Origin of the sequence: Bacillus cereus group sp. BfR-BA-01355, assembly GCF_022663675.1 — a bacterium.
GTDB classification, from domain to species: Bacteria; Bacillota; Bacilli; order Bacillales; family Bacillaceae_G; genus Bacillus_A; species Bacillus_A thuringiensis_S.
The window spans coordinates 24,116-36,752 of the sequence record NZ_JAKUFY010000054.1 but is presented as its reverse complement, the minus strand read 5'-3'; the positions used below and the strand labels follow the sequence as shown (position 1 = coordinate 36,752).

The following is a 12,637-nucleotide window of genomic DNA, read 5'->3' as shown; positions in this document are numbered from 1 at the left end:
TGAAAATGGGATGAAGGTACTCGTGAAAGGGAAAATCTCTGTTTACGAGGCGAGTGGTTCTTATCAAATTTATATTCAAGACATGCAGCCTGACGGAGTCGGAAATTTACATTTAGCGTACGAACAGTTAAAAGTTCGTTTAGAAGAAGAAGGACTTTTTTCTCAAGTTTATAAAAAAGCAATTCCTCCTTACGCTAAAACAATAGGTGTGATTACGTCGCCAACAGGAGCAGCGATTCGTGATATTATAACAACGATTAAACGTCGTTATCCAATTGGGAATGTTATTGTATTTCCGGTACTTGTACAAGGGGAGTCAGCGGCTCCCTCGATTGTACAAGCGATTCGTACAGCGAATGAAATGGGAGAGATAGATGTACTAATCGTTGGCCGTGGTGGAGGTTCTATTGAGGAATTATGGGCTTTCAATGAGGAAATGGTTGCAAGAGCAATCTTTAAGAGTGAAATTCCTATTATTTCGGCAGTAGGCCATGAAACGGATTTTACAATCGCAGATTTTGTTGCAGATTTACGCGCGCCAACACCGACTGCAGCAGCTGAGCTGGCAGCACCTAACATTATAGAGTTACAAGAAAAGGTATTACAAAGAACTCTGAGATTGCAAAGAGCGATGAGAGAGTTAGTACATAAAAAAGAAGAAAAACTACAAGTGTTGCAAAAATCGTATGCGTTCCGTTATCCAAGACAAGTATATGAGCAAAAGGAAGAGCAATTAGATAGAGCGCTAGAACAGCTTGTTTTAGCGAAAGAGCGCTATATTGATAAAAAGGTGAATCAGTTAAAGCAACTTTCATTTTATTTAGAGAAGCACCACCCATCTCAAAAAATTATGCAAACAAAGGTAGCTGTTGAAACGTTGCAAAAGCAATTACAACGTGAAATGCAAACGTTACTTCAAACGAAAGAATTTGCCTTTGTAAGAGCTGCTCAAAAACTTGAAGCGTTAAGTCCGCTTAAAGTAATGATGAGAGGGTACGGGCTTGTATATGATGAAGAGAAGCAAGTGTTAAAAAGTGTGAAAGATGTAAGCCTTGGAGATGCTGTTTCAGTTCAATTACAAGATGGAATACTAGATTGTAGCGTATCAGGCATAGAGGAGCGTGAATTGAATAATGGAAAATAAATTAAGCTTTGAAGAGGCAATTTCGCAACTTGAGCATCTTGTTTCTAAGCTAGAACAAGGTGACGTACCGTTAGAAGAAGCGATTTCTTATTTTAAAGAGGGCATGGAATTATCTAAGCTTTGTGATGAGAAGTTGAAGAATGTACAAGAACAAATGGCGGTTATTCTTGGGGAAGATGGAGAGCTTGAACCGTTTACTGCTGTAGGAGATGAAGCATAGTGACGATTGCTTTTGATACTTTTTTGAAAGAAAGTAAAACTTTCGTAGAAGAGAAACTTGTAAGCTATGCAAATGAATTACAATGTCCAAATGTACTTCGTGAAGCGATGGCATATTCTTTGGAAGCGGGTGGAAAACGTCTCCGCCCGTTACTTTTGTTTGCAACATTACAAGCGTTTGGGAAAGAAAGAAATCTTGGAGTAGGTGCAGCTTGTGCTCTTGAAATGATTCATACATATTCTTTAGTTCATGATGATTTACCTTGTATGGATGATGATGATTTAAGAAGAGGAAAACCCACAAATCACAAAGTATTTGGTGAAGCGATGGCAGTTTTAGCAGGAGATGGCTTATTGACGTATGCTTTTCAAGTAATTATGGCATATGAGCAAAAAGAAATTTCTGCCGAAAAAAAAGTAAGACTTGTACTTGAACTTGCAAAAGCAGCAGGACCAGAAGGAATGGTTGGCGGACAAGTGGCAGATATGGAAGCTGAAGGGAAACGCCTTACGATTGATGAATTGGAGTACATCCATAAACATAAGACGGGAAAACTGCTTGAATTTGCTGTGCTTGCGGGTGCGATACTTTCTGATGCGACAGAAGAGCAAGAAGAAAAGTTGCTTACGTTTGCCAAATATATCGGTCTAGCTTTCCAAATTCGAGATGATATTTTAGATGTCGAAGGAACCGAAGAAGAGATTGGGAAACCAATTGGTAGTGATCTTTCTAACGAAAAGAGTACATATACGACGTTGTTTACTGTAGATAGAGCAAAGGATATTTTAGAAGAAACAATTGCAGAAGCAAAAGGTGCGATTAGCTCCTTGCAATTACAAGATGAATATTTACTATCTATTTGCGATTTAATTGCAAAACGTAATAACTAATATAACAGCGTTTTCATTTGTTGAGTCATTTATCATTTTATGATATAACTGTAGGAAAAGGTTTTTCTTTTCTTGTTATTGGCAAAAATATATGTAGATTACATTGCCGTTATCACTTCGTGTTAGCGGCTATTTTTTTCATCGCCTAAAGAAATATGGTTTATAATAGGATTAGGGCGCAATAGACTGGTTAATAGCGGGACAAGACGAAAAATAGAAAAGAGAATTTCTTGTTTTGTGTAAATGTTTTTTATAATATTTGACATGTTGACAGATTATGAAATGAAAGTGAGTGATCCATGTGGATCTAACGCAAATTCAAAACCCTAGTTTTTTGAAAGATATGTCTATCAGTGAACTAGAGGGATTGAGTGAGGATATTCGTAAGTTTTTAATTGAAGAGCTCTCTCAAACAGGTGGACATATTGCGCCTAATTTAGGTGTAGTAGAACTCACAATTGCTCTGCATAAATTATTTGATAGCCCGCAAGATAAATTTTTATGGGATGTAGGACATCAATCCTATGTACATAAAATTTTAACTGGACGCGCGAAAGAGTTTGGTACATTAAGGCAATATCAAGGCCTATGTGGTTTTCCGAAACGTTGTGAGAGTGAGCACGACGTATGGGAAACTGGTCATAGCTCGACATCGTTATCGGCTGCAATGGGAATGGCTCTGGCACGTGATTTAAAGAAAACGAAAGAATATGTTATACCAATTATTGGAGATGGTGCTTTAACAGGCGGAATGGCTTTAGAGGCATTGAACCATATTGGACATGAAAAGACAGATATGATTGTTATTTTGAATGATAATGAAATGTCAATTGCACCAAACGTTGGTGCGCTCCATAATGTACTTGGTCGTTTACGTACCGCAGGAAAATATCACTGGGTAAAAGATGAATTAGAGTATATATTAAAGAAAATCCCAGCAGTTGGCGGGAAAGTGGCTGCGACAGCAGAGAAAATAAAAGATAGTCTTAAATATTTACTAGTATCTGGTGTCTTTTTCGAAGAGTTAGGCTTTACATATTTAGGTCCAGTCGATGGGCATGATTATGAAAAGTTATTCGAAACGTTGCAATATGCAAAGAAAACAAAAGGCCCAGTGCTTGTTCACGTTATTACGAAAAAAGGAAAAGGTTATAAACCGGCCGAGAGTGACGTTATTGGAACTTGGCATGGAACAGGACCTTATAAAATTGAATCAGGTGACTTTGTTAAGCCGAAAGAAGTTGCACCAGCATGGAGTGCTGTTGTTAGTGAAACAGTACTTAAGCTAGCGAGAGCGGATGAGCGTATCGTAGCAATTACACCTGCAATGCCTGTTGGATCAAAACTTGAGAAATTCCAAAAAGAATTCCCAAATCGTATGATTGATGTAGGTATTGCAGAACAGCATGCTACAACGATGGCAGCAGGTATGGCAACGCAAGGAATGAAGCCATTCTTAGCAATTTATTCGACATTTCTACAAAGAGCATATGACCAAGTTGTTCATGATATATGCCGCCAAAATTTAAATGTTTTCATTGGAATAGATCGCTCAGGATTAGTAGGAGCAGATGGTGAAACGCATCAAGGCGTATTTGATATCTCATTCTTACGTCACTTGCCAAATATGGTGCTTATGATGCCGAAAGATGAAAATGAAGGGCAACATTTAGTTTATACGGCGATGCAATATGAAGATGGACCAATCGCATTGCGTTATGCGCGCGGTAATGGACTTGGCGTTCATATGGATGAAGAATTAAAGACGATTCCGATCGGTACGTGGGAGACGTTAAAAGAGGGTACACAAGCAGCTATTTTAACGTTTGGTACGACAATACCAATGGCGATGGAAGCCGCTGAGCGTCTTGAAAAAGCTGGAGTTTCAGTGAAAGTAGTGAATGCTCGCTTTATTAAACCAATGGATGAAGCATATTTACATGATCTTCTAGGAAAGAATATACCGATTTTAACGATTGAAGAAGCTTGTTTAATTGGTGGTTTTGGAACAGGAGTAGTTGAATTTGCATCTGAAAATGGTTACCATAGTGCATTAGTTGAACGAATGGGTATTCCAGACCGCTTCATAGAGCACGGAAGTGTAACAAAATTATTAGAAGAAATTGGTTTAACGACAGATGCTGTCGTAGACCGTATTCATACAATGATTCCATCAAAACAAAAAAGGGCGTAACAAATGAGCGTAAAAAAAGAAAGAGTAGATGTACTATTAGTAGAGCGAGGACTTATAGAAACGCGTGAGAAAGCAAAGCGCGCCATTATGGCGGGACTCGTATATGCAAATGAAATGAGACTTGATAAGCCAGGAGAGAAAATCTCGCAAGATACTGAGATTACGGTGAAGGGACAAGTTATGCCGTATGTAAGTCGTGGTGGTTATAAACTTGAAAAGGCATTAGAGACATTTCATCTTGATTTACAAGATAAAGTTATGATAGATATTGGTTCATCAACTGGTGGCTTTACAGATTGTGCGCTTCAAAATGGAGCGAAATTATCTTATGCATTAGATGTAGGATACAATCAACTAGCGTGGAAATTACGTCAAGATGAGCGTGTTGTTGTAATGGAACGAACAAATTTCCGTTACGTGACACCAGCAGACTTAGAACGTGGTTTACCTCAATTTGCAAGTATTGATGTTTCATTTATATCATTAAAGCTTATACTGCCAGTTTTAAAAACAATGCTTATGCCTAACGGAGATGTAGCGGCGTTAATTAAACCACAGTTTGAAGCTGGAAGAGAGCAAGTTGGGAAAAAAGGTATCGTTCGTGATAGAAAAGTACATGAAGCTGTTGTAGAAATGATTGTCGAGTTTGCTTTAAAAGAAGGCTATGATGTGGAAGGTTTAACATTTTCACCAATTACGGGTGGAGACGGTAATATTGAATTTTTAATTCATCTGAAATGGCATGGTGAACGTGAGAATGGCGAAAATCATTCTCCGATTTCTATAGAGCAAGTTGTTACAGAAGCGCATGACGTTCTAAAACAAAAAGGGAAAGGGGAATAACATATGTTGTTCCTCTTTTTGCTGTAATTGTATAATGATTGTAAAAACAATTGTGTACAAGAAACGAATTATAAGTTAACATAAATAAGTGAAGTATACCAATGTTTAAACTATGGTAAGAGATAGTGTGAGGTGCAAATGTATGAATAAAGGTCAGCGCCATATTAAAATCAGGGAAATTATTGCAAACAAAGAAATTGAAACACAAGATGAATTAGTTGATATTTTACGTAATGAGGGATTTAATGTAACGCAAGCAACAGTATCGCGCGATATTAAAGAACTGCACTTAGTGAAGGTGCCATTACATGATGGGCGCTATAAATATAGCTTGCCAGCAGATCAACGATTTAACCCGTTACAAAAATTAAAACGAAATCTAGTGGATTCATTTGTAAAATTAGACACGGCAGGACATATGCTTGTGCTAAAAACATTGCCTGGTAACGCTCATTCACTTGGAGCACTTATTGATCATTTAGAGTGGGATGAGATCATCGGAACCATCTGTGGTGATGATACTTGCTTAATTATTTGCCGTACACCTGACGATACAGGTGTTGTCTCTGATCGTTTCTTAAATATGTTGTAACAAAAAATCTTGTTTGCTTTCCATCGTAAAGTGGAAAGTGAACAAGATATTTTTATTGGTTAAAAATATGAATTTTCAATTGTAATATAATATTTTGTTTGCATAAAGTTAGAAAATAGATGGATTGACCCGTAAAACAAATGTTTGGTACAATGAAGCGGGTTAGAAGAGTATATACATACAAATATATAACATGATTATTTGAATGAAGAACTGAGAAAATCCTTTAGTAAGGGATTATTTTATAACGAGGTGAATGGGGCATTGTTATCGGAATTATCGATTAGAAACTTTGCTATTATTGAAGCATTAAATATTTCTTTTCAAAAAGGTTTAACGGTTTTAAGCGGTGAAACAGGGGCCGGAAAATCGATTATTATTGATGCGATTAGTTTACTTGTAGGTGGCCGTGGATCAGCAGAATTTGTTCGATATGGAACAGAAAAGGCTGAGATTGAAGGGCTATTTTATGTTGAAGATGAGAAGCATCCATGTATTGAAAAGGCAGAAGAGTTAGATATAGAAATAGAAGATGGCATGATTATTTTAAAGCGTGATATTGCTGCGAACGGAAAGAGTGTATGTCGTGTAAATGGGAAGCTTGTTACACTTAGCATATTAAAAGAAATTGGGAAATCACTTGTTGATATTCATGGACAGCACGAAACACAAGATTTAATGAATGAAGAACGACATCTGTTTATGCTTGATCACTTTGATGGGGATCGAATCGTTAAACAATTAGACATATATCAAAATGTATACGCTGACTATGAAAAATTAAAAAAACAATTGAAATCGTTAAGTGAAAATGAACAACAAATGGCACATCGCTTAGATTTAATTCAATTTCAGCATGAAGAAATTCGCAAGGCAGATTTAAAGATGGATGAAGAAAATGAATTAACTGAGGAACGATTGCAAATTTCTAATTTTGAAAAGATTTATAAAGCGTTAGGTGATGCATATCGTTCGTTAAGTGCCGACGGACAAGGGTTAGATAATGTAAGAAGTGCAATGGGACAAATGGAAAGTATTACACATTTAGATGAAATGTATCAAGAGAATTATGATTCAATTGCAAATAGCTATTACTTATTAGAAGAGGTTGCCTATCAACTGAGAGAAAAGCTCGATATGATGGAATATGATCCAAATCGTTTAGATGAAATCGAAACACGTTTGAATGAAATTCGTATGCTAAAGAGAAAATATGGAAATACTGTAGAAGAGATTTTAGCGTATGCAGATAAAATTGAACAGGAAATTTTTACAATTGAAAATAAAGACGTTCATATTGAAACGACGAAGAAACAGTTGAAGGAATTAGAGAGTGTTATTCTGAAAGAAGCAACGTTGTTAAGTAATATGCGTCATGAGCTTGCAGAACATCTTACAAATGCAATTCATCAGGAATTAAAAGAATTATATATGGAAAAAACGAAATTTGAAGTGCGAATTATGAAGAGAGCAGGAAATGCAGAAGAACCCCTTGTGGAAGGTGCACCGGTAAGACTTACGGTGGATGGTTACGATCATGTGGAATTTTATATTTCAACGAACCCAGGAGAGCCGCTAAAACCACTTTCAAAGGTTGCTTCTGGCGGAGAGTTATCTCGTATTATTTTAGCTTTAAAAAGCATTTTTTCTAAGCATCAAGGGGTTGCATCTGTTATTTTTGATGAAGTGGATACGGGTGTAAGTGGCCGAGTCGCACAGGCTATTGCGGAAAAAATTTATCGAGTATCAGTAAACTCGCAAGTACTTTGTATTACGCACTTACCTCAAGTAGCTTCAATGGCGGATTCACATTTATTTATTCGAAAACAAGTAGCGAATGATCGGACAATTACATCAGTTACTGTTTTAACTATGGAGGATAAAGTAACAGAAATAGCTCGAATGATTTCTGGTGTAGAAATCACAGATTTAACGACAGAGCATGCGAAAGAATTACTTACGCAAGCGCATCATTTTAAACAGACAGCAGAGGCTATCCAGTAATGGATAGCTTTTTTTCTCAAATGACGATTTCTTAATTCTTCCGGTTATAAATAATGCACTGCAAGGAGAGATTAAAAAGTGAAGCCAAGAGGCTGAATGTGGGGTAGGAGCGAGGAGAGTGAACAAGTTGAAATTAGAAAAATTTCGAAAAATAATAGGTCTTTGTCTCCTTGTTTCTTTAGTTTTTATTGGATGTTTTAAACCGCTTCGAACGTTTATTTCATCACCGAAACAACTTGTTGTTTTTGAAGGACAACAATCAGAAATATCATCATTACCAGTTTTCAAAGCTTCATCCACAAATCGTCATGTATTTACAGTGAGTTCGAATGAACAAAAACAAGGACTTATGGTAAATTCTCATCAAAATGGTGAAGCTGATATGGTATTTCAGCTTGCTGGTTTTCCAGTGAAAAAAGTAAATGTGAAAGTGTTAAAAGATTTTAAAGTAATTCCAGGTGGACAATCAATTGGTGTGAAATTAAATACAAAAGGTGTACTTGTTGTAGGCCATCATTTAATTCAAACTGAAAAGGGTAAAATATCTCCTGGTGAAACAGCAGGTGTACAAATTGGAGATATGATTACTGAAATTAATGGTAAAACAATTGAAAGAATGAGTGATGTAGCACCGTTTATTCATAATAGTGGAGAAACAGGTGAACCGCTTAATCTTGTATTGTTAAGAGATGGAAAATATATTCGTACGAAGCTAACTCCACAAAAAGACAACGGTGAATCGTCTTATCGAATTGGCTTGTATATCCGTGATTCGGCAGCTGGAATTGGAACGATGACATTTGTTCATCCAGATTCTATGAAATACGGGGCACTTGGTCATGTTATTTCTGATAATGATACGAAAAAGCCGATTCAAGTCGAAGATGGACAAATTATGCGCTCGACAGTCACATCAATTGAAAGAGGTAGTCATGGGAATCCAGGGGAGAAATTAGCAAGATTCTCACCAGATCGTGAAGTGATTGGCAATATTACAATTAATAGTCCATATGGTATTTTTGGAAAATTAAATACGAATATGAAAAACGGTATAATGGATAAAGCGATGCCTATCGCATTATCTCATCAAGTAAAAGAAGGACCGGCAAAAATATTAACAGTTATTGATCAAGATAAAGTAGAAGCTTTTGATATTGAAGTTGTTAGTACAGTGCAACAAAAATTCCCAGCCACAAAGGGTATGGTAATAAAAGTAACAGATAAACGTCTATTAGCGAAAACGGGCGGTATCGTACAAGGGATGAGCGGAAGTCCAATTGTACAAAATGGAAAAGTAATTGGTGCTGTTACGCATGTATTTGTAAATGATCCAACATCAGGATATGGTGTTCATATTGAATGGATGTTACATCAAGCTGGAATTAATATTTATGATCAAGAGAAAAAAGCGAGCTAATATATATATTAGCTCGCTTTTTCTGTTGAAAAATTCGTTGAAATTTTGTAAAAGCTCCGCAAGAGGTGTTTTTTGTTGTAAAATAAAAGAAAAGGGTTGAACGTTTCGTTGTATTTCTATGATGGAATGTGTTGCGAAAGGGAATAAATGAACGATAAACATATTTTTTTGTGATTTTATCGGAAAGTAAGAAACTTTAAAAGGGAATTTTCACACAATTGTCGAACAATTCATGTAGCCTAGAAGGATACACATGTCGGAGAATCGATTCGGTAAGGGAGGAAAAGCTGTGGAGAAAATTAAAGTATGTCTTGTGGATGATAATAAAGAACTAGTATCAATGTTAGAGAGCTATGTAGCTGCTCAAGATGATATGGAAGTAATCGGTACTGCTTATAATGGTCAAGAGTGTTTAAACTTATTAGCAGATAAGCAACCTGATGTACTCGTTTTAGACATTATTATGCCACACTTAGATGGTTTAGCTGTATTGGAAAAAATGCGACATATTGAAAGGTTAAAACAGCCTAGCGTAATTATGTTGACAGCATTCGGGCAAGAAGATGTGACGAAAAAAGCAGTTGACTTAGGTGCCTCATATTTCATATTAAAACCATTTGATATGGAGAATTTAACGAGTCATATTCGTCAAGTGAGTGGTAAAGCAAACGCTATGATTAAACGTCCACTACCATCATTCCGATCAGCAACAACAGTAGATGGAAAACCGAAAAACTTAGATGCGAGTATTACGAGTATCATTCATGAAATTGGTGTACCCGCTCATATTAAAGGATATATGTATTTACGAGAAGCAATCTCCATGGTATACAACGATATCGAATTATTAGGATCGATTACGAAAGTATTGTATCCAGATATCGCAAAGAAATATAATACAACAGCAAGCCGTGTGGAGCGCGCAATTCGTCACGCGATTGAAGTAGCGTGGAGCCGTGGGAATATTGATTCTATTTCGTCCTTATTCGGTTATACAGTATCCATGTCAAAAGCAAAACCTACGAATTCTGAGTTTATCGCAATGGTTGCGGATAAGCTGAGACTTGAACATAAAGCTAGCTGAGAGTAGAAGTAGAAAAGGGTTTTTGTTTTAGTAAAACCGATGCATGCTGGAACTCTATACTCGACAGTAATTTTAAAACTAATAAACTTTTTAATGAAAGACCAATGAATGTTATAATTCGTTGGTTTTTTTATTTTGTTTAGAAAAAGAGATTATTTGATATCATGGAAAATAAAACCTATTTTTAGTAATATTACATGTAAGTGAGTTTTTTTATAAGACAATTAAATAGATATAGATAGGGGGAAGGGGAATGAAAAATAAAATTTCAACTTGGCTAGGAATAGTAGCAGCTATGGGAGTTCTTGCTATTGCAGTTACATTTGGGATGTTAGAACTTGCCGATAATCCAGTAGATAAAGAAGTGAGCGCTCAAATAGATAAAAAAGAAGACCAAACAATAGTAGGTAGAGAGGTAGATGGGGTCTTTGTTGATGTGTATGTTACTGAAAATTCTACTGAAAGAGAAGTCATTACAGCGATGCATCGCATGACTCATCAAAAAGTGGTGGCAGAACGAAAATCGGGCTCTATCCCAATGATTCAAAATAATGCTAAAAAATTAAAAGAAATCATAAATAAGAGTAGCTTTTCGAAGAAAAATGAGCTATTAGCAATTGCTAATAGATGGGCACAAAAAGATTTTAGTAAAATTGTAGAAGATCACAATTATTTCTCGGATGTTCAAGAAGATAACGTTTGTAAAGCAACTAGAGCGATGGATGCGGTAGAAGAGCAACATTATATTTTAACTACATTCGGGGAGGAAAAAGCGAAAGAACTATACGAATCAGGGGATGCTCCGCACGTTCAATAAAAAATAATATAAAGGGCTTCTAGTTTTTTATGATCGTGTTTAAGGACGCAATGGGGGCTTATAAATAAATAGTCTGCTTTCTTTATGATTTGTAACAAAAATAATAAAGGAACGGCTAAATCGCATCGTAGCACATCTGTTAAAGGATTTTAGCAGGGAAGTCATCCGTGATATAATAGAAAATAATAAAAAGCCCTGCAAAACAGGACTGTATTATTCTTCGTCTTTATTTTGTTTTTCTAATTCAACTAGCTTTTGAATTAAAATGTGTTGCGGCATATGCATGAGTTGTTCAAGTGGAACACCTAGTGCTTTTGATAAGCGGACTGCAGTATCTGGAGAAATTTGCAATGGTCTCATAGAAGTACCTCCTTTTTCGTATAGTATAGCATAAGATTGGGGGAGTGAGGATGACTCTTATATTTGCGCATCGTGGTGCGGCTGGAACGTACCCAGAAAATACAATGCTTTCATTTGAAGCGGCTGAGTCTTTTAGAGCGGATGGAATTGAACTTGATGTTCAATTAACGAAAGATGGAAAAGTTGTCGTCATTCATGATGAAACGGTGGACCGGACTACAAATGGAAAAGGTGCGGTTCGGAATTATGTATATGAGGACTTATGTAAGTTAGATGCAAGTTATAAATTTGGTGATAAAGTAGGTTTTTGTAAAATACCACTTTTAGAAGAGGTATTAGAGTGGCTTGAACAAACGAGTTTGCTACTTAATATTGAACTTAAAAATAATAAAATTCCATATAGAGGTTTAGAGGAAGAAGTTATAACGCTTGTACGGAAATTTAGTTTAGAGGATCGCGTTGTATTTTCTTCGTTTAATCACTACAGTATGAAACGGTGCCATATGATGGCTCCTGATATTCAAACTGCAATTTTATATCGCGAAGGTTTGCATAGTCCGTGGGCATACGCGAAAAAAATGGGGGCTACAGCAGTACATCCGAATTATCGTTACCTTCAAGATGCTATTGCTGAACTAACGATGGAAAGTGGTGTAGAGGTTCGCCCTTATACAATTAATGAAGAAACGCTTATGCGTAAATATTTTGATATGAATATATCGGCGATTATTACTGATTACCCTGAAACGGCAAGAACGTTATTGCCGATAAAAAAATGAGACCGCGTGTAACGGTCTCATTTTTTTATTTATAAATAGTGGGGCATTCCTATCTTCTGAAGCGAGCTTGTACTTTATTTCGTTTACGATCTCGGTGTACGACGAAGCCACCAAAAATATAAAACCCGAGCCCGAAGCAGAGAGCGCCGATTAAAAATTGTAACCACAGTATAGAGATTGGTGGAAATAGAATCCCGAATACAGTATCTCTCATTAACTTTATACCAAACACAGCTAATGAAATAGGGATGAGTGCTAATGATAGAGCAAGGTAACGCTGCATATAAACGCTC

Annotated in this window: 13 protein-coding genes; 11 read left to right on the top strand and 2 right to left on the bottom strand. The window is 36.4% G+C overall.

The window, feature by feature from the left end:
• The 10 genes from xseA to MR167_RS18155 form a co-directional block, all read left to right on the top strand.
• A partial coding sequence (gene xseA, locus MR167_RS18200; protein WP_242315182.1) for an exodeoxyribonuclease VII large subunit occupies positions 1-1,144 on the top strand: 1,144 nt, incomplete at its 5' end.
• Complete coding sequence (gene xseB / locus MR167_RS18195) at positions 1,134-1,364, top strand: exodeoxyribonuclease VII small subunit (protein ID WP_000428424.1); 231 nt, start codon at positions 1,134-1,136, stop codon at positions 1,362-1,364. The genes xseA and xseB, both read left to right, overlap by 11 nt.
• Complete coding sequence (ispA, locus tag MR167_RS18190; RefSeq protein ID WP_000150374.1) at positions 1,364-2,254, top strand: (2E,6E)-farnesyl diphosphate synthase; 891 nt, start codon at positions 1,364-1,366, stop codon at positions 2,252-2,254. The genes xseB and ispA overlap by 1 nt, the downstream gene beginning before the upstream one ends.
• Positions 2,255-2,555: 301 nt before the next feature.
• Entirely contained in the window at positions 2,556-4,448 is a 1,893-nt protein-coding gene (gene dxs / locus MR167_RS18185) for a 1-deoxy-D-xylulose-5-phosphate synthase (RefSeq protein WP_242315180.1), read from the top strand.
• Between the two features lie 3 nt (positions 4,449-4,451).
• Positions 4,452-5,291 (top strand): TlyA family RNA methyltransferase, encoded by an 840-nt coding sequence (locus MR167_RS18180; protein WP_000111874.1) that lies wholly within the window; start codon positions 4,452-4,454, stop codon positions 5,289-5,291.
• A 142-nt stretch (positions 5,292-5,433) separates the two neighbouring features.
• Entirely contained in the window at positions 5,434-5,883 is a 450-nt protein-coding gene (gene argR / locus MR167_RS18175) for an arginine repressor ArgR (RefSeq protein WP_001032580.1), read from the top strand.
• 264 nt (positions 5,884-6,147) lie between these two features.
• The gene (recN, locus tag MR167_RS18170) at positions 6,148-7,887 is read left to right on the top strand and encodes a DNA repair protein RecN (RefSeq protein ID WP_000947759.1); all 1,740 of its coding nucleotides are present in this window, start codon (positions 6,148-6,150) and stop codon (positions 7,885-7,887) included.
• A 118-nt stretch (positions 7,888-8,005) separates the two neighbouring features.
• Complete coding sequence (gene spoIVB / locus MR167_RS18165; RefSeq protein WP_002000940.1) at positions 8,006-9,304, top strand: SpoIVB peptidase; 1,299 nt, start codon at positions 8,006-8,008, stop codon at positions 9,302-9,304.
• Positions 9,305-9,593: 289 nt separating this feature from the next.
• Entirely contained in the window at positions 9,594-10,388 is a 795-nt protein-coding gene (gene spo0A / locus MR167_RS18160) for a sporulation transcription factor Spo0A (RefSeq protein ID WP_014894889.1), read from the top strand.
• A gap of 253 nt (positions 10,389-10,641) precedes the next feature.
• A complete protein-coding gene (locus MR167_RS18155) occupies positions 10,642-11,205 on the top strand; it encodes a PRK06770 family protein (RefSeq protein WP_000791083.1) in 564 nt (187 codons plus the stop codon).
• A gap of 213 nt (positions 11,206-11,418) precedes the next feature.
• Here MR167_RS18155 and MR167_RS18150 read toward each other — a convergent pair whose 3' ends face one another.
• The gene (locus MR167_RS18150; RefSeq protein WP_001247671.1) at positions 11,419-11,565 is read right to left on the bottom strand and encodes a YycC family protein; all 147 of its coding nucleotides are present in this window, start codon (positions 11,563-11,565) and stop codon (positions 11,419-11,421) included.
• 50 nt (positions 11,566-11,615) lie between these two features.
• Between MR167_RS18150 and MR167_RS18145 the strand changes: the two genes are divergently transcribed.
• On the top strand, positions 11,616-12,344 hold the full coding sequence (locus MR167_RS18145; protein WP_000172594.1) for a glycerophosphodiester phosphodiesterase: 729 nt from the start codon (positions 11,616-11,618) through the stop codon (positions 12,342-12,344).
• 49 nt (positions 12,345-12,393) lie between these two features.
• Here the strand turns inward: MR167_RS18145 and MR167_RS18140 are convergent, their stop codons facing one another.
• Positions 12,394-12,627: a DUF2627 domain-containing protein gene (locus MR167_RS18140; protein ID WP_001190195.1), complete on the bottom strand. Its 234-nt coding sequence runs from the start codon at positions 12,625-12,627 to the stop codon at positions 12,394-12,396.
• Positions 12,628-12,637 lie beyond the last annotated feature (10 nt).